We start from the raw sequence: 25,648 nt of genomic DNA, 5'->3' as shown, positions 1-25,648 counted from the left end.
CTATCTTCAACATTTCGAAATACTTTGTTTTTCATGCCGTGACATCCTGCATATCCGCGCCGCTGATAATGCAGATGTCCCCCTCTGAAAGTTGCTGGATATGTTGAATTTCATCGAGGGTTCTTAATTTCAATCAAACATTTACCGCTGAAATACGTAGCAACAGGGTTGAATAAAACAGACTCCGCAGGATCCACGCTATACTGAACCGCATCACTATTGACAGGTTTAATGGATAGGCGCGCATATGGCTGATGAAATGTCCCAGACGTTAATATTCGATTGTTCTTCCTCGACACAACTGCTGATCGATTATCTAAAACAGGGGGCAAATCTGAAGAGAGTGATCCCCCGCCGTCGATTAAATTTTGTAGTTGGCGATGAACGCCTCTGTTATATCCTCCTCAACGGACGCGTCATGATTCATCGTAGCAACGACGATTTAGCCATGGCAACGGTTAAGGGGCCCGCTTTGCTCGGTCTCAGTAATATGCATTACGCTCAGATGTTCGGTTACATCAAAACCTTTAATCACTGTGAGATCGTAACCCTTAAAATGGATTCTGTTTATGAAATTATCAAGCATCATGAACTATGGGAGCCGCTGGCATATCACCTGATGGCCCTTGCAGGTAAGCTATTTCATAGCTATGAAGATATAACCGGGCCTTCCGCTTACAATATTGTCCGCGCCCAGCTTTATGCACTCTCAAACGAAGAAGAATCATTCAGGCTAAACATTACTGCAGAAAGTTATATCCGGGATAAAACCCACCTGTCCCGTAGCAGCATCATGCGTATTCTTGCAGCTTTAAAAGAAGGTGGTTATATCGAAGTTGAAAGAGGTGTGCTAATCAATATGGGGAAATTACCTGAAAAATTTTAATCTTACCGGCTGGTAATTACCTGGCGGAAAATGACCTGACCCGGTCTCACGACATTACGCCTGCCCTATTATTTTGCGTCCACTTCACGCCAGGCTTGTAAGCGTCACATTCGAACCGTCTTTCATTTTTGCCCGCGTTTCCTACCATGGACACTTTCGCGAACATGGACACTACCGTGGACAAAAATACGCCTTACAACAGAAGACCCTGGATCTTCACTGCGCTGAGCCTGCGGTTTAATGAGGCTCTGACTTACCGTGAAATCGCAGAGCAACTGAACATTAGCTCATCAGCCATACATAAGATGTTTACCCGCTTCCGACGTACCGGTATTAACTGGCCATTGCCGGAGGAATACACACCTGAACGTCTGGAGGAAGAGCTTTATGCATTCAATCTTGAGACCAATCTTCCCGTAAAGAAACGCCGTCCGGACTGGCCTCTGGAGTTTAAAATTCGCATGGCGGAGCTGACCCTGCAGCCGGATGCCTGTGTGGCTCAGATTGCACGTGAGCATGGTATTAACGATAACCTGCTGTTTAACTGGCGCAATCTGCATCGTCAGGGGCTACTGGATCCGGCCAACAGAGCGACGCTCATCCCAGTTACGATGGAGCCTGTTGTCCCTCCACCCAGGCAAAACGGTGCCGTATTAACAGATATGCCACCGGTCATCAGCTGCAGGCTGACATTGCCAGGTGGAAGCCTCAACCTGACCGGCCCGCTGACTCCTGAGCTTCTGCGCGCACTGATCATCGAGCTCAGGGATGGTGAGTCATGATTAGCTTTCCAGCAGGTTCGCGCATCTGGCTGGTTGCTGGCGTGACAGATATGCGCTGTAGCTTTAACGGGCTGGCAGCGAAAGTGCAGAACACGCTGCGCACCGACCCGTTCAGCGGGCACCTGTTCATCTTCCGGGGGCGTCGTGGCGACATGATAAAGGTGTTGTGGGCTGACCGTGATGGTCTGTGCCTGTTTACCAAACGGCTGGAGCGTGGCCGCTTCGTCTGGCCGGTGACCCGCGATGGAAAAATCCACCTGACGCCTGCGCAGCTGTCCATGTTGCTGGAAGGTATTAACTGGAAGCGCCCGCAACGGACGGAACGAACTGGCCTGCGTATATAACCTGCTGTAAAGTGGGGTTATGGCCACCTCATACCCTGATGAAAATGCCCGGCTCAGGGCACTGCTGCTGGAGCAGCAGACCACCATCCGCAAAATGGCGGAGTATAACCGCCTGCTCTCACAGCGGGTGGCGGCGTATGCCAGCGAAATCAACCGGCTGAAGGCGCTGGTCGCTAAGCTTCAGCGCATGCAGTTCGGCAAAAGCTCCGAAAAGCTGCGTGAGAAAACGCAGCGCCAGGTACGCGAGGCGGAGGAGCGCATCAGCGCCCTGCAGGAGGAGATGGCAGAGGTACTGGGCGAGCAGCATGACCCGGTACTGCCGCAGCCGCTGCGCCAGTCTTCCGCCCGCAAACCGCTGCCAGCCTCGCTTCCCCGTGAAACCCGTACGCTGTCGCCGGCAGAAACCGCCTGTCCGGCCTGCGGCGGCGAGCTCAGCGTGCTGGGCTGCGACGTATCGGAGCAACTGGAGCTTATCAGCAGTGCCTTTAAGGTCATCGAAACGCAGCGGCCAAAACTGACCTGCTGCAGCTGTGACCATATCGTTCAGGCCCCCATGCCGTCAAAACCCATCGAACGCAGCTACGCAGGTCCCGGTCTGCTGGCGCGCATCGTCACGGCGAAGTTCGCCGAACACACGCCTCACTATCGTCAGTCAGAGATATATCGCCGTCAGGGCGTTGAACTGAGCCGGGCCACGCTGGGGCGCTGGTCTGGTGCGGTCAGTGAGCTACTGGAGCCGCTGTACGACCTGCTGCGCCAGTACGTGCTGATGCCAGGCAATGTGCATACCGATGATATCCCGGTACCGGTGCAGGAGCCGGGCAGCGGTAAAACCCGCACGGCCCGGCTGTGGGTCTACGTACGGGATGACCGCAATGCGGGATCGCCGCTGCCTCCGGCGGTGTGGTTCGCATACTCGCCGGACCGTAAAGGAGTACATCCGCAGCAACATCTTGCCGGGTACAGTGGTATCCTGCAGGCGGACGCGTACGGTGGCTACAACGCGCTGTACGAAGGCGGCCGCATCACGGAAGCGGCCTGCATGGCACACGCCCGTCGGAAAATCCACGACGTCCACGTCCGAACCCCGACCGACATCACAACAGAAGCGCTGAAGCGAATCGGTGAGCTGTATGCCATCGAGGCGGAAATACGCGGCAGCCCGGCTGTCGAGCGACTGGCGGTACGAAAAGAGCAGACCGTTCCGCTGATGCAGTCGCTGTACGACTGGATAAAGGGGCAGATGAAGGTGCTGTCGCGCCACTCGGATACGGCGAAGGCGTTCGCATATCTGTTGAAGCAGTGGGATGCGCTGAACCTGTACTGCAGCAACGGCTGGGCGGAAATCGACAACAACATCGCGGAGAACGCGCTGCGTGGCGTTGCTCTGGGTCGAAAAAACTGGCTGTTCGCCGGTTCTGATGCGGGTGGAGAGCGGGCAGCAGTGCTGTACTCGCTGATCGGCTCCTGCCGGCTGAACGGTGTGGAGCCGGAGGCGTGGCTGCGCTATGTTCTGGGGCATATCCAGGACTGGCCGGTGAACCGGCTGCGTGATCTGCTGCCATGGAAAGTTGAACTCACCCAGGCCTGACAGTCAATACGGTCAGTATGTGACGCTTACCCAGGCTTTGCGCTAAATACTGTCTTCCGTACACAAAAAAGGCCGCACTCGCGGCCCTTTTATTCTTATGTACTCAATGGACGTGAACGCCCAACCGCCAGGCAAAGTAGATCTCTTCTTTCAGCTCATTCGAAGAGAGCGCCAGCAAATCTGTGAATTCCAGCTCAAGCTGTTTCAGCTTTTTCAGGTACTGCGCCGGAGACAGGTTGCTCTTATCGCGACGTAAATATTCAATTGCCAGCTGTGTTGGGGTTATTTCAGTATCCATGATGTCCTCGCTTATGTACAAAACCTGACCAGTATATCACAACGCACTGTCTAGTTTTTGACCAAAGGCAAAACATCTGAAAACTTTACACAACCGCCGTGGTCAGCCGCGACGAGCAGCACAGACGATCCTGCTCATCGAGAATATCTATCTGCCACACCTGATGGCGGCTTCCGGCGTGCAGCGCGCGACAAACGCCGCGCACGCGCCCGCTGCGCACCGAGCGAATGTGGTTAGCATTCACCTCAAGTCCCACAACCTTCTGCTCCCCTTCGGTACAGAGATATCCCGCCACCGAGCCCAGCGTTTCGGCCAGCACGACGGACGCTCCGCCGTGCAATAAACCAAACGGCTGGTGGGTGCGACGATCGACGGGCATGGTGGCCTCAATCTCATCGTCGCCAATGCGGATGAACTGGATATCCAGCAGCCCAACCATATTCCCCTCGCCCATGGCGTTCAGCGCCTGCAGCGTCACGGCACGTTTCCAGATCATCCAATTATCTCCAGTAAAGCCTGCAATGGGTGACGTACGCCGTTACCTTCCACCCGTTTTACCTGGCTACGGCAGGAGTACCCCGTCGCCAGACAGCGGTTTCGCGGCAAACGCTGCATCGCCTGATGCCAGGACAGCTCATAGATGCCGAGCGAATTGGCGTGGTTTTTCACTTCGTGTCCGTAGGTTCCGGCCATCCCGCAGCAGCCTACGTTGACGCTCTCAAGCTTCGCGCCGAACCGGGCAAAGACGGACGCCCACTGGGCGGGTGCGCCCGGCAGCGCGGTCACTTCCGTGCAGTGGCCGAACAGATACCACGGTTCACCGCTGACGTCCTGAACAGCTTTGTCTGCCAGCGCAACCGGAAGCCACTCATGCACCAGCATCACGTTGAAATCGCCGCGCTTATCGCCCAGCGTCTGCTTGTATTCATCGCGATAGCAAAGCACCAGCGCCGGATCGACGCCGACCATCGGTATCCCGAGTTGCGCCACGCGATTCAGGAAGTCAGACGTTTTCTGCGCGGTCTTCGCAAAGCGGTTCAGGAAACCTTTAATATGCTGCGCCTTGCCATTCGGAGAGAACGGCAGCACAACCGGCTGGTAACCCACTTTCTCCGCCAGACGGACGAAATCGGCCACGACCTGCGCATCGTAGTAGCTGGTGAACGGATCCTGCACCACCAGCACTACACTGGCTTTTTGCTCCGGCGTGAGCACCTCCAGCTGTTCCAGGGTCATGTTTGCCGAACGGTGGCCAACAAGCTGGCGCTGCAGAGACGGGACCGACAGCAGCGGCAGATCGACCATGCCGATGTGTTTTTCGGAGAGCTTGCGCACCAGCGGCTGGTTGATAAAGAAGTTGAAGGTCTTTGGCGCACGCGCCATCAGCGGCGCGTAGCTTTCCACCGTCGCCACCAGATGGTCGCGCACCGGACGCAGATACCGGGTGTGGTAAAGCTGCAGGAAGCGCGAGCGGAATTCCGGCACGTCGATTTTTATCGGGCACTGGGTGGAGCAGGCTTTACAGGCCAGACAGCCGGACATCGCCTCTTTCACCTCATGGGAAAAATCATACTCGCCCTTGTTGGCATGCCAGCTGTTGCGGGTTCGCTCAATCAGCGAGCGCAGGCTGGCCCGTTTTTCCGGCAGCTCCTGCTCCAGCCTGAGCGGATCCACCCCGCGGTCGGCCAGCAGACGCAGCCACTCGCGCACCAGCGTCGCCCGCCCTTTCGGCGAGTGAATACGGTTGCTGGTGATTTTCATCGACGGGCACATCGGGCTTTTCACATCAAAGTTAAAGCACAGGCCGTTGCCGTTGCACTCCATCGCGCCGCGCCAGGACGATCGCACCGCAATCGGGATCTGCCTGTCGTACGTGCCGCGCTTGACGGCATCCACCTGCAGCATCGGGGCATCAACGCCCTCAGGCGGGCAGATTTTGCCCGGGTTGAGGCGGTTATGCGGGTCGAAAGCCGCTTTCACCTTGCGCAGCTCCGCGTAGAGCTGTTCGCCAAAGAATGCCGGGCTGTATTCCGCACGGAACCCTTTCCCGTGTTCCCCCCACAGCAGACCGCCGTATTTAGCGGTTAAGGCCACCACGTCGTCGGAGATCTGCTTCATCAGGATCTCCTGCTGCGGGTCGCACATATCCAGCGCCGGACGCACGTGCAGCACCCCGGCGTCGACGTGGCCGAACATGCCATAGCTCAGGCCGTGACCGTCCAGCAGGGCGCGAAACTCGACGATATAATCCGCCAGATGCTCGGGCGGCACGCAGGTATCTTCGGCAAAGGGAATCGGCTTCGCCGCCCCTTTCGCATTGCCGAGCAGGCCCACGGCTTTTTTACGCATCGCATAGATACGCTCAATCCCGGCCAGATCGTTACAGAGCTGCCAGCCGATCACGCCGCCTTCACCCTGCGCAATCAGCTCATCCAGCCGCTGACAGAGCGTGGTGACCTGGCGCTCAATCAGCTCCGCATCATCGCCGGCAAATTCCACGATGTTGAGACCGAGCATCTCTTTATCCGGCACGTCGGTAATGAGGTCACTCACGGAATGCCAGACAATATCTTCCCGGGCCAGATTGAGCACCTTAGAGTCGACGGTTTCCACCGAAAGCGCTTTAGCTGCCACCATAAACGGCGCATTGCGCAGCGCGGAGTCGAAGGAGTCATATTTGACGTTTACCAGACGACGCACCTTCGGCAACCGGGTGATATCCAGCCGCGCTTCGGTAATAAATGCCAGCGTTCCTTCGGAGCCGGTCAGCACGCGTGTTAAATCAAACTGGGTCAGGTCATCGTTGAAGACGTGACGCAGATCGTACCCGGTCAGGAAGCGGTTCAGCCTGGGGAATTTATCGAGGATCAGCTGACGGTTGTCTCGGCAGCGCTCCAGCACGGTGCGATAGATGCGCCCGATAGCGGTGTTATCCTTGCCCAGCGTTTCCGCCAGTTCGACCGGCATCGGCTGAGTATCGAGGATATCGCCGCCCAGCAGCACCGCACGCACGCCCAGCACGTGATCGGAGGTTTTACCGTAGACCAGCGAGCCCTGGCCGGAGGCATCCGTGTTAATCATCCCGCCAAGGGTCGCACGGTTACTGGTGGAGAGTTCAGGGGCAAAAAAGTAGCCGTAAGGCTTGAGATACTGATTAAGCTGATCTTTGATGACGCCCGCTTCAACCCGCACCCACCCCTCTTCCGGGTTGATCTCAATGATGCGGTTCATATAGCGCGACATATCAACAATTATGCCCTGGTTCAGCGCCTGACCGTTGGTCCCGGTGCCGCCGCCGCGCGGCGTAAAGACCAGCGAGGCAAACCGCTCCTGCGTGGCCAGTCGGGCGATAAGCGCGACGTCGGCCGTTGAACGGGGGAAAACCACGGCATCGGGAAGAAGCTGGTAGATACTGTTATCGGTCGCCATCGTTAGCCTGTCGGCATAGTTCGTGGCGGTATCACCTGTAAAACCCTGTTGCTCCAGTGCCTGCAAAAAATTAAGCACCAGCTGAACGACGCCAGGTGCCTGAGAAATCTGTGGGATCATGACTGTCGACCCTAATTAGAGTTGTATGAAATCGTTTGCGTGTATCTTAAAAGTTTTATCACATTTTTTTCTTATAATCTCTGCTGAATTACAGGCAAAATCCGCCTGTCAAAAACCGCTGAGATCATTAATGATTAAAGAGACGCGGTTTTCCGTTCCCGCCAGTCGTACTGGCGTTCTTTTAAGGAAAGTTTCATTTATGGTCAATCTTCGCCAGCCCAGGGATGTTGCGCAAATTTTGCTGTCGGTGCTGTTTCTGGCCCTCATGATTATTGCGTGTCTGTGGATTGTTCAACCCTTTATTCTCGGCTTTGCGTGGGCTGGGACCGTTGTCGTCGCCACGTGGCCTTTGCTGCTGCGCCTGCAGAAGCTGCTGTTTGGCCGCCGCGGGTTAGCCGTACTGGTCATGACGCTCCTGCTGTTCCTGCTGTTTATTATTCCTATTGCCCTGCTGGTGAATAGCCTGGTGGATTCCAGTGGCCCGGTTATTCGCGCCATTAGCAGCGGTGACCTGACGCTGCCGGATCTCGCCTGGCTGAAAGGCATTCCGCTGGTGGGGGCCAAACTCTACAGCGGCTGGCATAGCCTGCTGGAGATGGGCGGCAGCGCGCTGATGGCAAAAGTCCGTCCGTACATAGGCTCCACCACCACCTGGTTTGTCGGTCAGGCGGCGCATATCGGCCGCTTTATGATGCACTGTACCCTGATGCTGCTCTTCAGCGCACTGCTCTACTGGCGCGGCGAGCAGGTGGCTTTAGGCGTTCGTCACTTTGCCACTCGCCTGGCGGGTAAACGGGGTGACGCCGCGGTGCTGCTGGCTGCGCAGGCCGTGCGCGCGGTTGCGCTGGGCGTGGTGGTCACCGCGCTGGTGCAGGCGGTGCTGGGCGGTATTGGTCTGGCTATTTCCGGCGTACCGTACGCCACCGTGTTCACCGTTATCATGCTGATGACCTGTCTTGCGCAGCTGGGGCCGCTGCTGGTGCTGGTACCCAGCATTATCTGGCTCTACTGGACGGGCGATACCACGTGGGGAACGGTGCTGCTGGTCTGGAGCTGCGTGGTCGGCACCATGGATAACGTCATTCGTCCGATCCTCATCCGCATGGGTGCTGACCTGCCGCTGATCCTGATCCTCTCCGGGGTAATTGGCGGACTGATTGCCTTTGGCATGATTGGCCTGTTTATTGGCCCCGTGCTGCTCGCCGTCACATGGCGGCTGTTCTCTGCCTGGGTGCATGAAATTCCGCCTCCGGGAACAGACCCGGACGTGATTTTGAGCGAACTGGAAGACCTGGAAGAGAAGAACACGCATTAATCCCTGCGGCCGGGTGGCGCAGACGCTCACCCGGCCTACACTCCCCCACATGATACTTAAACAATACTAAAGTATTTATTCCTTAATCACTGGTCAGACCCGCCTTTTCAGCAGTAAGTCTGCTAATAACCTCAAGAAATCTTTACGTCTCTTAAACTATTGAGACGAATCCGATCGACGCTAAATAACACAATGCCTACTATTAGCACACGGTTATAAATCAACACCTTGATTTATAAGCATGGAAATCCCCTGAGTGAAACAACGAATTGCTGTGTGTAGTCTTTGCCCATCTCCCACGATGGGCTTTTTTTTATCCTGACTACGCGCGTTTTACCTCACAGGTACTGAGCATCCGCCACTCAGCAGGCAGCACCCGCGTTTCCCCTGTCACACTGACCGTCACCGCCTCGCGGATATCCGCCGACGATGCGCCAACCTGCAGCTCAAACTCGCCCGGCTCAACGATGCGTTTCCCGTCGCGACGGGTGAAGTTGAACATCTCAACCGGCAGCGTAAAGGTGAGCGTGGCGGTTTCTCCCGGTGAGAGCGTGACGCGCTGGAAGGCCTTCAGCTCCTGAAGCGGCCGCACCTGCGTAGCGACCTTATCCCTGACGTAGACCTGCACCACCTCGCTGCCGCTGCGCTCTCCGGTATTGGTGATATCCACACTGAGTTCCACCTCACCGTCGACCGGCACGCTGCTTTCGGCGACGCGGGCTGCACCCCAGCTAAACGTCGTCCAGCCGAGGCCGAAGCCAAACGGATAACGTGAACCGAAATGGAACGCAAACGGCGTGCCGCCGCTTTTGAGCTTGTGATTGTAGTAATACGGCATTGCCCCGGCGCTTTTCGGCACGCTCACCACCAGACGCCCCTGCGGCTCCGCCCGCCCCGTCAGCACGTCCGCAATCGCCCAGCCCCCCTCCTGCCCCGGCGCCCACGCCATCATCAGCGCCGCGACCTTATCTTCCAGCCCCTGCAGGTTGTACGGACGCCCGCCGGTCATCACGACAATCACCGGCTTGCCCGTCGCCACCAGCGCACCCAGCAGCTGTTGCTGCACGCCCGGCAGGTTCAGGGAATCGGTATCGGAACCTTCCCCCACGGTACCGCTCTGGAACAGCCCGGCGAGATCGCCCACGCAGGCCACTACCACGTCACTTTCCTGAGCTGCCTTCACGGCCTCGGGGATCGGGACGGTACTTTGCGATACCGGCGACTGCTGCATCGGTTTGCCGCCGCTGTCGCCCGGGAATACGGGTGCCCCCGCCATCCGTTTTTCGATGATGTGGCACCCTTTGGCATAGCGAACGTTCGAGGCACCGAGATACCGCTCCAGCGCCGCGCGCGGGGTCGTGACCTGCGAGGTCTCTTCCACCATATCGCTGATGATCAAATGCACCGGGAAGCTGTAGCCGCTCAGTAGCGCCAGCGGATCGTCTGCCGTCGGCCCCACCACCGCCACGCGGGGTTTGCCGCCGAGCGGTAAAATGCCGTTGTTTTCCAGCAGCGTGATCGATTTCGTCGCCACCTCCCGCGCGGCCTGGCGGGTCATATCGTTTTGCAGATTGATACCGTTTTCATCCGCGTACGGTTTTTCAAACAGCCCCAGACGGAATTTTTCCGTCAGCACGCGCGCCACGATCTCATCGACTTTGGCCATAGAGATCAGCCCGCGCGCTACCGCTTCCGCCAGATGCCGCGCGCAGTCATCTTTCGGCAGCTCAACGTCCAGCCCGGCGTTGAACGCCAGCGCGGCGGATTCGGCCGCATCGTGGGAAATCCCGTGATGCTGGTGCAGCAGGCTGACGCCGCCGTAATCCGCCACAATAATCCCGTCGAACCCCCACCGATCGCGCAGGACGGTGGTCAGCAGGAAGCTGTCGCTGTGCCCCGGCTGGTTATCAATATCGTGGTACGCGGGCATAACCGAACCGGCATTGGCCAGCTTGACCGCCATTTCAAACGGCAGCAGGAAGGTGTCGTTCAGCTCGCTGACCCCCAGGTGGACCGGGGCGTGATTGCGCGCCCCTTCGCTGAACGAGTGCCCCACGTAATGCTTGAGCGTCGCAAGCAGGTCGCGTTTATCGCCCTGTAAGCCCTTCACGTAGGCGGTCGCCATCACGCCCACCAGCCAGGGATCTTCCCCGAAGGTCTCTTCGGTTCGCCCCCAGCGCACGTCGCGGGACACGTCCAGCACCGGCGCAAGCCCCTGCTGGCAGCCGACGGAGCGCGCCTCTTTGCCAATCTGCTCTGCCGCCCGCTGCACCAGCTCCGGGTCCCAGGTCGATCCGTAGTTCAATGACGACGGGAACAGGGTTGCGTCTTTGCACAGCAGCCCCACCAGACACTCTTCATGGAACAGCGCCGGAATGCCGAGCCGCGTCTCTTCCATCATCATGCGCTGCAGGCGGTTCGCGGCGCGCACGCCGGTTTTTGCGTCAACGATATGGGTGCCCAGAGGACGCGTGATCTGCCCGACGCCCAGCTTCAGCCGTTCGCTCAGCGCAGCCTGCTCGCTCACGCCGGCGAATTCATCGCTGAGGTCGCTGCGCTCGCGGTGGTTACCGTTTTCATCGAGGATCAGCCAGTACGCATGCATCTGGGCGAACTTCTCTTCCGGGGTCATGCGCGCCAGTAAGTCGGCGACGCGCTCGTGCACGGGACGTCCCGCGTCCTTATAGATAGCCGTCATGTTTTACTCCTGTAGTGCGGAAGGGGTTGCCGGGCTGAGCTGCCCCGCGTCGGGTCTTACCTCACGCTTGCTGGCCAGCTCCCGGGCGATGGAATCCACCAGCCGGCTGTTGAGCTTGTAGATGGCAAGAAGCGCGACCATGCAGAGGAAAAGCGCGCATGGGATAAGGGTGAACAGCGCGCTGATGGTCGAGAGAACGTTCGGCGCCTGGGTTGCCTGTCCCGGGGCGTAGTCCACCATGCCAAGCACCCAGCCGACCACCGCCCCGCCCAGCGCCAGGCCAAACTTGATGGCAAACAGCGCGGTGGAGAAGACCAGCCCGTCCAGGCGGCGGCCGCTGCGATGCTCTTCGTAGTCGACCACATCGGAGAACATGGTCCACTGCAGCGGCGTGGTGAGGTTTTGAATAAAGCTAAAGACGATGTTAAGGCCAAAGATCGGCCACACCTGTGAAGGGGGCAGGAAGAAAATCAGCGCGCCGAAAATCACAAAGGAGATAATCGTCCACTGGTAGGCGCGTACGCGGTCAAATTTCCCGAGCAGCCGTTCAGATAATAATGCCCCGCTTAAGGAGGCGACCATTCCGGAAACAATAAAGGCAAAAACAAGATCCGGACGCAGCAGCACGTAGTTCACGTAATACATGGTGGCGGAACCGCGCGTCACCACCGCCGTTAACAGCAAAATATTAAACAGGAACACAATACGCCACTGGCTGTTCCCGGCCAGCAGTTTTAAATCGGTGAGCATCGAGCCGGAAGTATCATTGCGCGGAGAATAACGCTCGCGGGTCATCAGGAAACAGCAGAAGAACAGCACAATTCCCAGCAGCCCCATCAGGCTCATGGCATAGAAATAGCCTTTCTGCACGTTGCCCTGGCCTAACAGTGAGACCAGCGGCAGGGCGATAACCGTCACGATCAGCCCGCCGATAAACGACAGGCCAAAGCGCCACGACTGCAGAGAGTGACGCTCGCGCGGGTCCAGCGTCAGCGCGCCGGGCATGGCGCAGTAAGGCACGTTAATCGCGGAGTAAATCAGGCTTAAAATCGCGTAGGTCAGGCAGGCGTAAACGATTTTTGCCGTCGGCCCAACGTCCGGCACATAGAAGGTAATCAGGCAGCTCACGCCAAACGGGATGGCAAACCAAAGCAGCCAGGGACGGAAGCGACCGTGACGCGTTCGGGTACGGTCAACCAGTGCGCCAATACACGGGTCGACAAAGGCGTCGACCACGCGCACCACCAGAAACATGGTACCCATAATCGCCGCGGGTAAACCGAAAACGTCCGTATAGAAATAGGCAAGAAATAACGTTGCCGTTTGCCAGACCAGCGCGCTGGCCATATCGCCTAAGCCATAACCTATTTTATCTTTGGTACGCAATACAGAGGAAAGTGTCATTGTTATTTGCCTTTTTATCAGGTTAAAACGTATTTCAACCAGTTGCGCATCTTCTTAAGGGAAATGCGCAGTAAGGCTCAAGTATTAGCAACGGTTTGCGCGCTAACAATTGTCTAAATTGACAGACAAATTATGATATTTGGTTTTTTACTTTATTTGTGATGAGGAGCAAATAAGAGGTGAAATAAAAAAGGCGAGGAGATATCTCCTCGCCTTTATCCGTTTTTAAGCGGTTACTTATTCAGTTCCGCCAGGCTCAGCCAGGTTTGCACCACGGTGTCCGGGTTCAGGGACAGGCTATCAATCCCCTCTTCCATCAGCCATGCGGCAAAGTCTTCATGGTCGGATGGACCCTGACCGCAGATCCCGACGTATTTACCCTGCTTCTTCGCCGCGCGGATGGACATAGAGAGCAGCGCTTTCACCGCCTCGTTGCGCTCGTCGAACAGCTCGGAGACCACGCCGGAGTCACGGTCCAGACCCAGCGTCAGCTGCGTCATGTCGTTCGAGCCGATAGAGAAGCCGTCGAAGTGCTCGAGGAACTGCTCTGCCAGCAGGGCGTTGGACGGGATTTCGCACATCATGATGATCTTCAGCCCGTTCTCACCGCGCTTCAGACCCTGACGCGCCAGCTCGTCCACAACGGCTTTCGCCTGATCCACGGTACGCACGAACGGGATCATGATTTCGACGTTGGTCAACCCCATGTCGTTGCGCACGCGCTTCACCGCCTCGCACTCCAGCGCGAAGCAGTCGCGGAAGCTGTCGGACACGTAGCGTCCGGCGCCGCGGAAGCCCAGCATCGGGTTCTCTTCTTCCGGCTCGTAGCGCTCGCCGCCCACCAGGTTGGCGTATTCGTTAGACTTAAAGTCAGACAGACGCACGATCACGCGTTTCGGATAGAAGGCGGCACCCAGCGTCGCGATCCCTTCGGTCAGGCGGCCAACGTAGAACTCTTTCGGTGAGTCGTAGCCTTTCATCATCTCGCGAATTTCGTTCTGCAGCTTCGGATCCTGGTCGTCAAACTCCAGCAGCGCGCGCGGGTGAACGCCGATCATACGGTTGATGATAAATTCCAGACGCGCCAGGCCCACGCCTTCGTTCGGCAGGCAGGCGAAGTCAAACGCGCGGTCCGGGTTACCGACGTTCATCATGATCTTCAGCGGCAGGTCCGGCATGGTATCCACGCTGGAGCTCTTCACGCTGAAATCGAGGATATCGGCGTAGACGTAGCCGGTATCGCCTTCAGCACAGGAGACGGTCACGTTCTGGCCGTCCTTCATGCGCTCGGTGGCGTCACCGCAGCCGACAACCGCAGGGATACCCAGCTCGCGGGCAATGATCGCCGCGTGGCAGGTACGGCCGCCGCGGTTGGTGACGATAGCCGCCGCTTTCTTCATGATCGGTTCCCAGTCCGGGTCGGTCATGTCGGTCACCAGCACGTCGCCCGGCTCAATACGGTTCATCTCGCTGATGTCGTGGATCACTTTGACGGGACCGGCACCGATGCGGTGACCGATGGCGCGGCCTTCCGCCACGATTTTACCCTGCGCGTGCAGCGTATAACGCTCCATCACCTGACCGCGTGAGCGGACGGTTTCCGGACGCGCCTGCACGATAAACAGCTTGCCGGTGTTCCCGTCTTTCGCCCATTCGATATCCATCGGACGGCCGTAGTGTTTTTCGATCTGCACCGCCTGCTTCGCCAGTTCCTGCACTTCGGCGTCGGTCAGGGAGAAGCGGTCGCGCTGCTCCTGCGGTACATCTTCAATTTTAACCTGCTTGCCATGCTCCTGGGTCGGGGCATAGATCATGCGGATTTTTTTCGAGCCCATGGTGCGCCGCACCACCGCCGGACGGCCAGCGGCCAGCGTAGGCTTGTGGACGTAGAATTCATCAGGGTTTACCGCGCCCTGCACGACCATCTCACCCAGCCCCCACGCGGAGGTGATAAACACCACCTGGTCGAAGCCGGATTCGGTATCAATGGAGAACATTACGCCGGATGAGCCCACGTCGGAGCGCACCATGCGCTGCACGCCTGCGGAGAGCGCCACGCCGCGATGGTCGTAGCCCTGGTGTACACGATAGGAGATCGCGCGGTCGTTGAACAGGGAAGCAAACACGTGCTTCACCGCCACCAGCACCGCATCGTAACCCTGGACGTTCAGGAAGGTTTCCTGCTGCCCGGCAAACGAGGCGTCCGGCATATCTTCTGCGGTCGCAGAGGAACGTACGGCGAATGAGGCCTGCGCATCGTCAGCAGAGAGCTGGTTGTACGCGTCGTGAATGGCTTTTTCCAGTTCCGGCTGGAAAGGTGTGTCGATGATCCACTGGCGGATCTGCGCTCCGGCTTTGGCAAGCTCGGTAACGTCATCAATATCCGTTTTATCCAGCAGGTCGTAGATGCGCTGGTTAACACCGCTCTGGTCTAAAAACAGGTTAAAGGCATCGGCGGTGGTGGCAAACCCATTCGGTACGGAGACACCCATACCCGACAGATTTGTAATCATTTCACCCAGGGAGGCATTTTTGCCCCCAACTCTGTCTACATCATTCATGCCGAGTTGGTTATACCAAAGCACCAGCGGTGACGAGCCATTGTTGGACATCGAAACAATCCTTTTGTGATATTTGATCGGAGTAAGAAACACCTGACTACGTATTTATACTGGCATAATTATTTCCGCTAAAAAAACGGTGAATCGTGTAAGCAATTTAAATTTTCAACTTTTCGGATACTTTCCCACCAGCCAATAACCCGATGATTCCTCTATATTCAGCCAGAAACCCCAAAAATAAAGTCGCTATTTGAAAAATGAAATCCATTTTTCAGTAAAATCAAAAACACCGTTTCATTTATAATTAGGATAAGTTCTTTGCTGTGTAATTTACTTTTTTAATTTATGCTTTCAGACAATTACGTATGATATTCAGGGTGAGTAAAATGGATAGTGCTGTCGATCGCCACGTTTTTTATATTTCTGATGGTACGGCAATCACCGCCGAGGTGCTGGGCCACGCGGTGATGTCGCAATTTCCCGTTTCGATTAACAGCATCACGCTGCCGTTTGTCGAAAACGAGAGCCGCGCCAAAGCGGTGAAGGACCAGATTGACGCCATCTACCAGCAGACCGGCGTCCGCCCGCTGGTGTTCTACTCGATCGTGATCCCGGAGATTCGCTCTATCATTCTGCAAAGTGAAGGCTTCTGCCAGGATATCGTGCAGGCGCTGGTGGCTCCGCTGCAAAGCGAACTCAAGCTTGACCCAACCCCCATCGCCCACCGTACCCACGGGCTGAACCCCGGCAACCTGACCAAATACGACGCGCGTATCGCCGCCATTGACTACACCCTTGCCCACGACGACGGGATCTCTCTGCGGAATCTCGACCAGGCGCAGGTGATCCTGCTTGGCGTGTCGCGCTGCGGCAAAACCCCGACCAGCCTCTATCTGGCGATGCAGTTTGGCATTCGCGCCGCAAACTACCCGTTTATTGCCGACGACATGGATAACCTGGTGCTGCCTGCCGCCCTCAAGCCGCTGCAGCACAAGCTGTTCGGCCTGACGATCAACCCGGAACGCCTTGCGGCCATCCGCGAAGAGCGCCGCGAGAACAGCCGCTACGCCTCCATGCGCCAGTGCCGGATGGAAGTCTCCGAAGTGGAAGCGTTGTACCGCAAAAACCAGATCCCGTGGCTGAACAGCACCAACTATTCGGTTGAAGAAATTGCCACCAAAATTCTCGACATCATGGGGCTTAATCGCCGCATGTACTAATATGCTAGTACATTAGCTCAGATTCAGGTATCATCATTTGCAACCACGGGGCGGTATCGCCCCGAACTTGAAATCAGCAGGGATTGGTTTAAGGTGATGCCCATCACTTCCCGGTAGTCTGCCGATGAAGCAAAAATTTTCTGAGACATTCCATGAATAAAACCGATGAACTCCGCACTGCGCGCATTGACAGCCTGGTCACGCCGGCTGAACTGGCACAGCGGCACCCCGTTTCCGCCGCCGTCGCGGAACACGTGACGGCATCCCGCCGCCGCATTGAAAAAATCCTGAATGGTGAAGACAAACGTCTTCTGGTGGTGATTGGGCCTTGCTCCATCCACGATCTGGATGCCGCGATGGATTATGCGAAACGACTTCAGGGACTGCGGGATAAGCACCAGCATCGCCTTGAGATCGTGATGCGTACCTACTTTGAAAAACCGCGGACCGTGGTGGGCTGGAAAGGCCTGATTTCCGATCCTGATCTCAACGGCAGCTATCGCGTTAACCACGGTATCGAGCTGGCGCGGAAGCTGCTTTTACAGGTCAACGAGCTGGGCGTTCCGACGGCGACCGAGTTTCTCGATATGGTGACCGGCCAGTTTATCGCCGATCTGATAAGCTGGGGCGCGATTGGCGCGCGCACGACCGAAAGCCAGATCCACCGTGAGATGGCCTCCGCCCTCTCCTGCCCGGTCGGCTTCAAAAACGGGACCGATGGCAACACCCGTATCGCGGTTGATGCCATCCGCGCTGCCCGCGCCAGCCACATGTTCCTGTCGCCGGACAAAAGCGGTCATATGACCATCTACCAGACCAGCGGTAACCCTTACGGCCATATCATTATGCGCGGCGGGAAGAAACCCAATTACCATGCGCAAGATATTGCGGCGGCCTGTGAAACGCTGGCCGAGTTCGACCTGCCGGAACATCTGGTGGTGGATTTCAGCCACGGCAACTGCCAGAAACAGCATCGCCGCCAGCTGGACGTCTGCGATGAGATCTGCCAGCAGATCCGCAGCGGTTCAACCGCCGTTGCAGGGATTATGGCCGAGAGTTTCATCAAGGAAGGCACGCAGAAAATCGTTGCCGGACAGCAGATGGTTTACGGCCAGTCGATCACCGACCCGTGCCTGAGCTGGGAAGACAGCGAACTGCTGTTGGATAAGCTGGCGTCTGCGGTCGATACGCGCTTCTGAAATTCAGCCCTTCTCCCTCTCCCTGTGGGAGAGGGTTGGGGTGAGGGCATCAGACCACACCTCACCCCCAAATTTGATCCCCTCACCCTTTTTTCACAAAAACGCTTGCCGTCAATTTGCAGTTTATTGATAATGATTATCATTGTTACATAGATTGCTATTTATAAACATTATGTCACGTACGGATAACAGCGCGGCAACGCCAGCAAAAACACTCACAGCACTAGCCCCCGCCGAGCGTCGGATTGACAGCAAAACCCTCCTCGGCGATGAGGGGCGGGTCATTATCGAGCATGATGGCCAGCGCTATCTTCTGCGTCAGACCCATGCCGGAAAACTGATCCTCACAAAATAAACAACACCTAAAAATACGCCAGCCACCCAGGTGACCCCCAGGCAGCCAGCGCTTTTCACTTCTTATGGAGAGTTGCTATGCCACACCTGCCTTCCGCATCTTTACGTCCGTCACTTCTGGCGCTGACGATTGCCAGTACCCTGCCAGGCGTCGCGTTCGCCGCCACAGACGACATTACCGTCACCGCCACGGGCAACGCCCGCAGCGCCTTTGAAGCGCCCATGATGGTAAGCGTGATTGACGCCAGCGCGCCGGAGAAACAAACCGCCAGCTCTGCTGCCGACCTGCTGCGTAACGTCCCCGGTCTGACGCTGGACGGCACCGGGCGCACCAACGGACAGGACGTAAATCTGCGCGGCTATGACCGTCGCGGCGTGCTGGTGCTGGTTGACGGCGTGCGCCAGGGAACCGATACCGGCCACCTGAACAGCACCTTCCTCGATCCCGCACTAATCAAACGTATCGAGGTGGTCCGCGGCCCGTCGGCCCTGCTGTACGGCAGCGGCGCGCTGGGCGGCGTGATTTCCTATGACACCGTCGATGCCAAAAATCTGCTCGAACCGGGTAAAAACAGCGGCTACCGCGTGTTTGGAACGGGCGCGACGGGCGATCACAGCCTCGGGATGGGAGCCAGTGCCTACGGCCGCACCGATACGCTGGACGGTCTGGTCTCCTGGTCAAGCCGGGATCGCGGTGATATCCGCCAGAGCGACGGAGCAACCGCGCCTAACGACGAATCCATCAACAACATGCTGGCGAAAGGCAGCTGGAAACTCGACCCGGCCCAGACCCTGAGCGGCTCCCTGCGCTACTACAACAACGCCGCTCAGGAGCCGAAAAACCCGCAAACTATCGGGGCGGACAGCAGTAACCCGATGACCGACCGCTCCACCATCCAGCGCGATGCGCAGGTTGGCTACCACATTGCTCCGGAAGGGTACGACTGGCTGGACGCCGACGCGAAGGTCTACTGGTCCGAAGCGCGCATTAATGCCCAGAACATCGACGGCAGCGGTGAGTTTCGTAAGCAGACCACCAAAGGCGGCAAGTTGGAAAACCGCACCCGCCTGTTCAGCGACACCTTTGCAGCACACCTTCTGACCTACGGCGGGGAATACTACCGTCAGGAGCAGGATCCTGGCGGGGCAACCACCGGCTTCCCGGACGCGAAAATCGACTTCAGCTCCGGCTGGCTACAGGATGAGATAACACTGCGCGATCTGCCCGTGACCCTGCTGGGCGGCACGCGCTACGACAACTACCGCGGCAGCAGCGACGGCTACAACGATGTGGATGCGGATAAGTGGTCATCCCGCGCCGGGTTAACCGTCAGCCCAACCGACTGGCTGATGCTGTTTGGCTCTTACGCGCAGGCCTTCCGCGCGCCGACCATGGGCGAGATGTACAACGACGCCAAACACTTCTCCATTGGCCGCTTCTATACCAACTACTGGGTGCCAAACCCGAACCTGCGCCCGGAAACCAACGAAACGCAGGAGTTTGGTTTTGGCCTGCGCTTTGACGATCTGATGCTTGCCAACGATGCGCTGGAGTTTAAAGCCAGCTATTTCGATACCAAAGCCAAAGACTATATCTCCACCACCGTCGATTTTGCCGCCGCCACCACCATGTCGTACAACGTCCCGAACGCCAAAATCTGGGGTTGGGACATGATGGCAAAATACTCTGCCGACCTCTTCAGCCTCGATCTGGCCTATAACCGCACGCGCGGGAAAGACACCGATACGGGCGAGTACATCTCCAGCATTAACCCGGACACCGTCACCAGCAAGCTGGACGTTCCGGTGGCGCAAAGCGGGTTCTCCGTCGGCTGGATCGGTACTTTTGTCGATCGCTCAACGCATATCAGCAGCAGCTACAGCAAGCAGCCGGGCTATGCGGTCAACGATTTCTACGTGAGCTACAAAGGCCAGGAGAGGCTAAAAGGCGTGACCACCACGCTGGTGCTGGGCAACGCCTTTGACAAAGCGTACTGGTCACCTCAGGGCATTCCGCAGGACGGTCGTAACGGCAAGATTTTCGTAAGCTATCAGTGGTAATTCCCTTCGGGGCAACTATTCAGAAGGAAGAGACAATGAATCACTACACGCGCTGGCTTGAGCTAAAAGAAGCCAATCCGGGTAAGTACGCGCGCGACGTCGCGGGGTTAATGAACATCAGTGAAGCAGAGCTGACCTTTGCCCGCGTGGGTCACGACGCCTGGCGACTGCGCGGTGAAATCCGCGAGATCCTGGGCGCGCTGGAGGCGGTGGGCGAAACCAAATGTATCTGCCGCAACGAATACGCCGTTCACGAACAGGTAGGGGACTTCACCAACCAGCACCTGAACGGCCACGCCGGGCTGGTGCTGAACCCGCGCGCGCTGGATCTGCGCCTGTTCCTCAACCAGTGGGCGAGCGCGTTTCATATCAGTGAAGCCACCGCCCGCGGCGAGCGGCAGAGCATTCAGTTCTTCGACCACCAGGGCGATGCCCTGCTGAAGGTCTACGCCACGGATAACACCGACGTTTCCGCCTGGGGCGACGTGCTGACCCGCTTTATCTATGCTGACAACCCGCAGCTTGAACTGAAGGCTGCCGATACCCCGGCTCACGCAGAAAGCGCGGATGCTGCTCTCGTGGATAACGAGTGGCGCGCCATGACCGACGTTCATCAGTTCTTCAGCCTGCTCAAGCGCCATAACCTCAGCCGCCAGCAGGCGTTTCGCCTGGTGGGTGACGATCTAGCCTGCCGGGTAGAAAATACCGCGCTGGCGCAGCTCCTGGAGACGGCGCGCCGGGACGGTAACGAAATCATGGTCTTCGTCGGCAACCGCGGCTGCGTGCAGATTTTCACCGGCGCGGTGGAAAAGCTGGTGCCGATGAAAGGCTGGCTGAACATCTTTAACCCAACCTTTACCCTGCATCTGCTTGAAGGATCCATTGCGGAAACGTGGGTCACGCGCAAGCCGACGGCTGACGGGCATGTCACCAGCCTGGAGCTGTTTGCCGCCGATGGAACGCAAATCGCCCAGCTGTACGGCCAGCGTACGGAAGGCGAGCCGGAGCAGAGCCAGTGGCGCAGCCAGATTGACGCCTTAACGGCGAAAGGGCTGGCCGCATGAAACGGTGGCTTGCCCTGCTCAGCGCCCTGCCCCTGCTGGCGCTTGCTGCAACGCAGGAGAAAATCGTTACCCTCGGCGGCGACGTCACCGAGATTGTCTACGCCCTCGGCGCGGCGTCTTCGCTGGTGGCGCGCGACAGCACCAGCCAGTGGCCGCAGGCAGCGAATTCGCTGCCTGACGTGGGCTATCTGCGCCAGCTCAATGCGGAAGGGATCTTATCCATGCGCCCCACGCTGGTGCTGGCCAGCGCTCAGGCGCAGCCGTCTCTGGCGCTAAAGCAGGTTGAGCAAAGCCACGTCAGGGTAATCGCTGTTCCCGCCAGTAACGACCTGAACGTCATTGACGAAAAGGTGCGGATCGTTGCTGAAGCGACGCACCGCGAGGCCGAGGGGGAGGTCCTGCGCAACACGCTGCGTCAGGCGCTGTCGGCGCTTCCCGCGTCGCCGCTCAATAAGCGGGTGCTGTTTATTCTCAACCACGGCGGGATGACCGCCATGGCCGCCGGACAACAGACCGGCGCGGATGCTGCCATTCGTGCGGCGGGGCTGCAGAACGCGATGCAGGGGTTTACCCGCTATCAGCCGCTGTCTCAGGAAGGCACGATCGCCAGCCGACCCGATCTGGTGGTGATTTCTCAGGACGGTCTCAACGCACTGGGCGGTGAAGCAAATCTGTGGACGCTGCCCGGCCTGGCGCAAACCCCGGCGGGACGGAACAAGCAGGTGCTGGCGATTGACGATATGGCGCTGCTGGGCTTCAGCGTGCGAACGCCGGAAGCCATCCAGCAGCTGCGTGCCAAAGCGGAGCTGCTGCCCTGATGTCCCGGCGGATAGCCTTATCGTTATGGATGCTGACCGCGATCCTGACCATCATGACGCTCGCAGCGACCGGGGTTGGGGCATTACATCTGCCGATCAGCCTGCTGTGGAACGGCACCGACGAGGCGCTGCGCCAAATCTGGCTGACGATCCGCCTGCCTCGCGTGCTGCTGGCGCTGGCGATCGGCGGTTCACTGGCGCTGGCGGGCTGCGTGATGCAGGGGCTATTTCGAAATCCGCTGGCGGACCCGGGACTGCTCGGCATCAGCAGCGGCGCGGCACTTGCCGTTGCGCTGTGGGTGGTGCTTCCGCTCTCGCTGCCTGCACTAATGATGCTGTACGCCCCGATGCTGGCGGCGTTTCTCGGCGCGCTGGCCGCCACCTTCGTGATTTTCCTGCTTAGCCGCCAGCGTGACGCTTCCCTGTCGCGCCTGCTGCTGGTAGGAATTGCCATTAACGCCCTGTGCGGCGCGGCAGTCGGGGTGCTGTCATGGCTCAGCAATGATGCCCAGCTTCGTCAGCTTTCGCTCTGGGGAATGGGCAGCCTCGGCCAGGCGCAGTGGTCAACGCTGGTGGCCGTCACGTCGCTGATGGTCCCCGCCGCGCTGGTTATCTGGCGTCTGGCTGGCGCCCTCAACCTGCTGCAGCTGGGCGACGAAGAGGCGCATTACCTCGGCGTGGAGGTTGCCGTCGTTCAGCGGATCCTGCTGTTGTGCAGTGCCCTGCTGGTAGCTGCCGCCGTTGCGGTCAGCGGCGTGATCGGTTTTGTCGGCCTGGTGGTGCCGCACCTGATGCGCATGTGGCTGGGAGCCGACCATCGGGTCGCGATCCCCGGCTCGGTGCTGGCCGGCGCGCTGCTCCTGCTGGTTGCCGATACGCTGGCGCGCAGCCTGGTCGCCCCGGCGGAAATGCCGGTCGGCTTATTGACCAGCCTTCTCGGCGCTCCCTGGTTTCTGTGGCTTATCTTTCATCGCGGAGGTGCGCATGGCTGAACGCTATTGCGCAGAAAACCTTGTTTTCCGCGCCGGGCAGCGCACGCTGATTAACGACGTGTCGCTGACCTTATCTCAGGGCGAGCTGGTGGCACTGATTGGCCCCAACGGAGCCGGGAAATCAACGCTGTTGCGGCTCCTGACCGGTTACCTTAAACCTGAGGGCGGACGGTGCAGCCTGGCGGGCACACCGCTTGGGGCCTGGCAGCCGGACAGGCTCTCCCGCTACCGGGCGGTAATGCGCCAGAACACGCAGCTCGGATTTGACTGGCCGGTTGAGGCGGTCGTCGGTATGGGGCGTGCGCCCTGGACCCGCACGCCTGAAGCGTCGGTTATTGAGGAGGTCATGGCCGTCACCGGCTGTTTACCGCTGGCGGGCAGGCAGTTTGCCGCGCTCTCCGGCGGCGAGCAGCAGCGCATCCAGCTCGCCCGCGCGCTGGCTCAGCTCTGGTGCGACGGCGCGCCGCGCGGCTGGCTGTTCCTTGATGAACCCACGTCTGCGCTGGATCTCTATCACCAGCAGCATCTGCTGCGCCTGCTGAACTCCCTGACCCGTCGGGAACATCTGCACGTTTGCGCGGTGCTGCACGACCTTAATCTGGCGGCGCTGTGGGCGGACCGCATCCTGCTTCTGCATGGCGGCAGAATCGTGTCCCAGGGAGAACCGGAAACCGTTTTACAGGCCGATGCGCTGGCGCGCTGGTACGGCGCGCAGGTTATCGTCGGCAGGCATCCGGCTCACGCCGCGCCGCAGGTTTTTCTCGCCCCCTGATTGGGCTGGTAAAAATCTTTCAGGGTTTCTAGCAGGGCATGCGCCGCTTTAGAGAGCTGCGTGTGTCCTGGATGGATCGCTCCAATACACTTTTCTATCGGCGGGTTATCAAGCGGAATACAGACCGCGCCCAGCGCCGTCATCTGCGCCTCGCAGAGCGCCGGGACGGCACTCCCGCCCAGCCCGCTCGCAACCATTCGCCCGACCGTCACCAGCTGATGACTCTCCAGCGCCACGTCCAGCTTCCTGCCGCTTCGCGCCAGCTCCTCCTCCATCATCAGACGTACCGCCGAAGGGCGCTGCAGGGTGATGAAATCCAGCGTCAGCAGTTCCTCCCATGTCAGGCGCTTCTTGCCCGCCAGCGAGGAATCTTTCGGCACTATGGCAACAAACCTGTCGAGCCCCAGCGGGGTAAACAGCAGGTTGTGCGTCGGCGCGGGTTCAAAGGCGATGCCCATCTCAACCCGCCCTTCCCGCACCATCTCGATCACCTGCTCGTTAATAACATCATGCACGGTGACGTTGATTCCGGCATGACGATCGCGAAACGCTTTTAGCACCTCGGGCAGGACATTCGCGGCAAACGACGGCATGGCCGCGACCGAGATTTTACCGCGCTGCAGGGTAAAGCACTGGTGCATCGCCTCTTCGACGTTATCCCAGTCGGCAAGCAGCTGGCGCGCCATCGGCAAAAACGTCTCGCCCTCCTGCGTCAGAGCCACCTTGCGCGTGCTGCGCTGCAGCAGCGGTCCGCCGAGCGCGTCCTCCAGCGCTTTAATCGTCAGGCTCAGGGCCGGCTGGGAAAGATTCAGCCGTTCGCTGGCGTGCGCGAAATTGAGAGTGTGAGCTACCGCTAAAAACGCGCGTAACTGTTTGACACTCATTCTCATTTTTCATCTCGTTAACTAATTGAAAAAATTTAGTTAACAGGAAATTAATAAAAAAACCAAATGAGTGAGTCACAAATTCAAAATTAACAAATAAGTCGCCGCCCCTAATGATACCGGCACGGATAACGGGAGGGATGACTATGGCGGGACTGGATAAGCGCGTCGGCAGCTATGCGCAGGCGCTGGATGGGCTGACGGACGGAATGACCTTGCTGGCGGGCGGCTTCGGCCTGTGCGGTATTCCGGAGAACCTGATTGCAGAGGTCAGACGCCGTCAGGTGAAAGACCTGACGGTGGTATCAAACAACTGCGGCGTTGACGGTTTCGGTCTCGGGCTACTGCTCGAAACGCGGCAGGTTCGCAAAGTGGTGGCCTCTTACGTCGGCGAGAACGCGCTGTTCGAGCGGCAGGTGCTGAGCGGCGAACTGGAGATTGAACTCACGCCTCAGGGCACGCTGGCGGAAAAGGTGCGCGCGGGCGGCGCGGGCATTCCGGCATTTTACACGGCCACCGGCTACGGCACGCCCGTGGCTGCCGGCAAAGACGTGCGCCAGTTTTCGGGGAAGCACTACATCCTTGAAGAGGCCATTACCGGTGATTTCGCGCTCATTAAGGGCTGGAAAGCGGACTGGTACGGCAACGTTGTCTACCGACATACCGCGCAAAATTTTAATCCGCTGATGGCAACGGCGGGCCGGATAACGGTTGTGGAGGTGGAAGAGATTGTTCCACCGGGGGAGCTGCCCCCGTCGGCCATTCATACCCCGGGAATTTACGTCGACAGGCTGATTGTCGGCCAGTTTGAAAAACGCATTGAGCAGCGCACCCTGCGCGCGGAAGGAGCGTGACG

The 25,648-nt window shown here is 58.4% G+C and carries 21 protein-coding genes and 1 other RNA gene; 15 read left to right on the top strand and 7 right to left on the bottom strand.

Features of this window, described 5'->3' with window-relative positions:
- Positions 1–247: 247 nt before the first annotated feature.
- From KGP24_RS10325 to KGP24_RS10310, 4 genes are all read left to right on the top strand, one after another.
- Positions 248–886, top strand: a complete 639-nt coding sequence (locus KGP24_RS10325; protein ID WP_223563240.1) for a winged helix-turn-helix transcriptional regulator — start codon at positions 248–250, stop codon at positions 884–886.
- A 164-nt stretch (positions 887–1,050) separates the two neighbouring features.
- Positions 1,051–1,668: an IS66-like element accessory protein TnpA gene (gene tnpA, locus KGP24_RS10320; protein ID WP_223563239.1), complete on the top strand. Its 618-nt coding sequence runs from the start codon at positions 1,051–1,053 to the stop codon at positions 1,666–1,668.
- Positions 1,665–2,012, top strand: coding sequence for an IS66 family insertion sequence element accessory protein TnpB (gene tnpB / locus KGP24_RS10315; RefSeq protein ID WP_079896895.1), 348 nt, complete (start codon positions 1,665–1,667; stop codon positions 2,010–2,012). The genes tnpA and tnpB overlap by 4 nt, the downstream gene beginning before the upstream one ends.
- A 19-nt stretch (positions 2,013–2,031) precedes the next feature.
- Positions 2,032–3,603: an IS66 family transposase gene (locus KGP24_RS10310; protein WP_223563238.1), complete on the top strand. Its 1,572-nt coding sequence runs from the start codon at positions 2,032–2,034 to the stop codon at positions 3,601–3,603.
- 103 nt (positions 3,604–3,706) lie between these two features.
- Here KGP24_RS10310 and KGP24_RS10305 read toward each other — a convergent pair whose 3' ends face one another.
- The 3 genes from KGP24_RS10305 to KGP24_RS10295 all read right to left on the bottom strand — a co-directional run bounded on the left by KGP24_RS10305 (position 3,707) and on the right by KGP24_RS10295 (position 7,450).
- On the bottom strand, positions 3,707–3,901 hold the full coding sequence (locus KGP24_RS10305) for a YdiH family protein (RefSeq protein ID WP_003857766.1): 195 nt from the start codon (positions 3,899–3,901) through the stop codon (positions 3,707–3,709).
- 85 nt (positions 3,902–3,986) lie between these two features.
- The gene (menI, locus tag KGP24_RS10300; protein ID WP_223563237.1) at positions 3,987–4,397 is read right to left on the bottom strand and encodes a 1,4-dihydroxy-2-naphthoyl-CoA hydrolase; all 411 of its coding nucleotides are present in this window, start codon (positions 4,395–4,397) and stop codon (positions 3,987–3,989) included.
- Positions 4,394–7,450 (bottom strand): FAD-binding and (Fe-S)-binding domain-containing protein, encoded by a 3,057-nt coding sequence (locus KGP24_RS10295; RefSeq protein WP_223563236.1) that lies wholly within the window; start codon positions 7,448–7,450, stop codon positions 4,394–4,396. The genes menI and KGP24_RS10295 overlap by 4 nt, the downstream gene beginning before the upstream one ends.
- A 199-nt stretch (positions 7,451–7,649) precedes the next feature.
- Here KGP24_RS10295 and ydiK point away from each other — a divergent pair, with 199 nt between their 5' ends.
- A complete protein-coding gene (gene ydiK, locus KGP24_RS10290) occupies positions 7,650–8,765 on the top strand; it encodes an AI-2E family transporter YdiK (protein ID WP_223563235.1) in 1,116 nt (371 codons plus the stop codon).
- 209 nt (positions 8,766–8,974) lie between these two features.
- An RNA gene (rprA, locus tag KGP24_RS10285) (antisense sRNA RprA) lies at positions 8,975–9,082 on the top strand.
- 5 nt (positions 9,083–9,087) lie between these two features.
- Here the strand turns inward: rprA and KGP24_RS10280 are convergent.
- The 3 genes from KGP24_RS10280 to ppsA form a co-directional block, all read right to left on the bottom strand.
- Positions 9,088–11,463 (bottom strand): glycoside hydrolase family 3 N-terminal domain-containing protein, encoded by a 2,376-nt coding sequence (locus tag KGP24_RS10280; RefSeq protein ID WP_223563234.1) that lies wholly within the window; start codon positions 11,461–11,463, stop codon positions 9,088–9,090.
- Positions 11,464–11,466: 3 nt separating this feature from the next.
- Positions 11,467–12,867 (bottom strand): MFS transporter, encoded by a 1,401-nt coding sequence (locus tag KGP24_RS10275; protein WP_223563233.1) that lies wholly within the window; start codon positions 12,865–12,867, stop codon positions 11,467–11,469.
- A gap of 233 nt (positions 12,868–13,100) precedes the next feature.
- Complete coding sequence (gene ppsA, locus KGP24_RS10270; protein ID WP_023311316.1) at positions 13,101–15,479, bottom strand: phosphoenolpyruvate synthase; 2,379 nt, start codon at positions 15,477–15,479, stop codon at positions 13,101–13,103.
- 335 nt (positions 15,480–15,814) lie between these two features.
- On the opposite strand from ppsA, the gene KGP24_RS10265 reads away from it, so the two are divergent.
- From KGP24_RS10265 to KGP24_RS10230, 8 genes are all read left to right on the top strand, one after another.
- Positions 15,815–16,648 carry a pyruvate, water dikinase regulatory protein gene (locus KGP24_RS10265; protein ID WP_023311315.1) on the top strand — a complete coding sequence of 278 codons (834 nt, stop codon included), beginning with the start codon at positions 15,815–15,817 and terminating at the stop codon, positions 16,646–16,648.
- Between the two features lie 152 nt (positions 16,649–16,800).
- Positions 16,801–17,847: a 3-deoxy-7-phosphoheptulonate synthase AroH gene (gene aroH / locus KGP24_RS10260; RefSeq protein ID WP_223563232.1), complete on the top strand. Its 1,047-nt coding sequence runs from the start codon at positions 16,801–16,803 to the stop codon at positions 17,845–17,847.
- A gap of 172 nt (positions 17,848–18,019) precedes the next feature.
- Positions 18,020–18,202 carry a hemin uptake protein HemP gene (gene hemP, locus KGP24_RS10255; protein WP_223563231.1) on the top strand — a complete coding sequence of 61 codons (183 nt, stop codon included), beginning with the start codon at positions 18,020–18,022 and terminating at the stop codon, positions 18,200–18,202.
- A 77-nt stretch (positions 18,203–18,279) separates the two neighbouring features.
- Positions 18,280–20,262 (top strand): TonB-dependent hemoglobin/transferrin/lactoferrin family receptor, encoded by a 1,983-nt coding sequence (locus tag KGP24_RS10250; RefSeq protein WP_223563230.1) that lies wholly within the window; start codon positions 18,280–18,282, stop codon positions 20,260–20,262.
- A 35-nt stretch (positions 20,263–20,297) separates the two neighbouring features.
- Positions 20,298–21,326, top strand: coding sequence for a ChuX/HutX family heme-like substrate-binding protein (gene chuS / locus KGP24_RS10245; RefSeq protein ID WP_223563229.1), 1,029 nt, complete (start codon positions 20,298–20,300; stop codon positions 21,324–21,326).
- Positions 21,323–22,144 carry a hemin ABC transporter substrate-binding protein gene (locus KGP24_RS10240; protein WP_223563228.1) on the top strand — a complete coding sequence of 274 codons (822 nt, stop codon included), beginning with the start codon at positions 21,323–21,325 and terminating at the stop codon, positions 22,142–22,144. The genes chuS and KGP24_RS10240 overlap by 4 nt, the downstream gene beginning before the upstream one ends.
- Positions 22,144–23,136, top strand: coding sequence for an iron ABC transporter permease (locus KGP24_RS10235; RefSeq protein ID WP_223563227.1), 993 nt, complete (start codon positions 22,144–22,146; stop codon positions 23,134–23,136). Before KGP24_RS10240 ends, KGP24_RS10235 begins: the two co-directional genes overlap by 1 nt.
- On the top strand, positions 23,129–23,908 hold the full coding sequence (locus tag KGP24_RS10230; protein ID WP_194401035.1) for a heme ABC transporter ATP-binding protein: 780 nt from the start codon (positions 23,129–23,131) through the stop codon (positions 23,906–23,908). The genes KGP24_RS10235 and KGP24_RS10230 overlap by 8 nt, the downstream gene beginning before the upstream one ends.
- Here the strand turns inward: KGP24_RS10230 and KGP24_RS10225 are convergent.
- The gene (locus KGP24_RS10225) at positions 23,875–24,798 is read right to left on the bottom strand and encodes a LysR family transcriptional regulator (protein ID WP_194401037.1); all 924 of its coding nucleotides are present in this window, start codon (positions 24,796–24,798) and stop codon (positions 23,875–23,877) included. The genes KGP24_RS10230 and KGP24_RS10225 overlap by 34 nt on opposite strands.
- A 140-nt stretch (positions 24,799–24,938) precedes the next feature.
- Here KGP24_RS10225 and KGP24_RS10220 point away from each other — a divergent pair, with 140 nt between their 5' ends.
- Positions 24,939–25,646 carry a CoA transferase subunit A gene (locus KGP24_RS10220; protein ID WP_194401039.1) on the top strand — a complete coding sequence of 236 codons (708 nt, stop codon included), beginning with the start codon at positions 24,939–24,941 and terminating at the stop codon, positions 25,644–25,646.
- The last annotated feature ends 2 nt before the right edge of the window (positions 25,647–25,648 follow it).

The organism is Enterobacter sp. JBIWA008 (assembly GCF_019968765.1).
Classification (GTDB): Bacteria; Pseudomonadota; Gammaproteobacteria; order Enterobacterales; family Enterobacteriaceae; genus Enterobacter.
This window is presented reverse-complemented; position numbering and strand designations above follow the sequence as displayed.

Bases quoted from the DNA above. Each gene is read 5' to 3' on its own strand.
- KGP24_RS10305 (WP_003857766.1), bottom strand. From the start codon at position 3,901: ATGGATACTGAAATAACCCCAACACAGCTGGCAATTGAATATTTACGT.
- KGP24_RS10250 (WP_223563230.1), top strand. From the start codon at position 18,280: ATGCCACACCTGCCTTCCGCATCTTTACGTCCGTCACTTCTGGCGCTG.
- ppsA (WP_023311316.1), bottom strand. From the start codon at position 15,479: ATGTCCAACAATGGCTCGTCACCGCTGGTGCTTTGGTATAACCAACTC.
- KGP24_RS10265 (WP_023311315.1), top strand. From the start codon at position 15,815: ATGGATAGTGCTGTCGATCGCCACGTTTTTTATATTTCTGATGGTACG.
- chuS (WP_223563229.1), top strand. From the start codon at position 20,298: ATGAATCACTACACGCGCTGGCTTGAGCTAAAAGAAGCCAATCCGGGT.
- hemP (WP_223563231.1), top strand. From the start codon at position 18,020: ATGTCACGTACGGATAACAGCGCGGCAACGCCAGCAAAAACACTCACA.
- aroH (WP_223563232.1), top strand. From the start codon at position 16,801: ATGAATAAAACCGATGAACTCCGCACTGCGCGCATTGACAGCCTGGTC.
- KGP24_RS10295 (WP_223563236.1), bottom strand. From the start codon at position 7,450: ATGATCCCACAGATTTCTCAGGCACCTGGCGTCGTTCAGCTGGTGCTT.
- tnpA (WP_223563239.1), top strand. From the start codon at position 1,051: ATGGACACTACCGTGGACAAAAATACGCCTTACAACAGAAGACCCTGG.
- tnpB (WP_079896895.1), top strand. From the start codon at position 1,665: ATGATTAGCTTTCCAGCAGGTTCGCGCATCTGGCTGGTTGCTGGCGTG.
- menI (WP_223563237.1), bottom strand. From the start codon at position 4,397: ATGATCTGGAAACGTGCCGTGACGCTGCAGGCGCTGAACGCCATGGGC.
- KGP24_RS10235 (WP_223563227.1), top strand. From the start codon at position 22,144: ATGTCCCGGCGGATAGCCTTATCGTTATGGATGCTGACCGCGATCCTG.
- KGP24_RS10240 (WP_223563228.1), top strand. From the start codon at position 21,323: ATGAAACGGTGGCTTGCCCTGCTCAGCGCCCTGCCCCTGCTGGCGCTT.
- KGP24_RS10310 (WP_223563238.1), top strand. From the start codon at position 2,032: ATGGCCACCTCATACCCTGATGAAAATGCCCGGCTCAGGGCACTGCTG.
- KGP24_RS10220 (WP_194401039.1), top strand. From the start codon at position 24,939: ATGGCGGGACTGGATAAGCGCGTCGGCAGCTATGCGCAGGCGCTGGAT.
- KGP24_RS10225 (WP_194401037.1), bottom strand. From the start codon at position 24,798: ATGAGAATGAGTGTCAAACAGTTACGCGCGTTTTTAGCGGTAGCTCAC.
- KGP24_RS10230 (WP_194401035.1), top strand. From the start codon at position 23,129: ATGGCTGAACGCTATTGCGCAGAAAACCTTGTTTTCCGCGCCGGGCAG.
- KGP24_RS10280 (WP_223563234.1), bottom strand. From the start codon at position 11,463: ATGACGGCTATCTATAAGGACGCGGGACGTCCCGTGCACGAGCGCGTC.
- ydiK (WP_223563235.1), top strand. From the start codon at position 7,650: ATGGTCAATCTTCGCCAGCCCAGGGATGTTGCGCAAATTTTGCTGTCG.
- KGP24_RS10275 (WP_223563233.1), bottom strand. From the start codon at position 12,867: ATGACACTTTCCTCTGTATTGCGTACCAAAGATAAAATAGGTTATGGC.
- KGP24_RS10325 (WP_223563240.1), top strand. From the start codon at position 248: ATGGCTGATGAAATGTCCCAGACGTTAATATTCGATTGTTCTTCCTCG.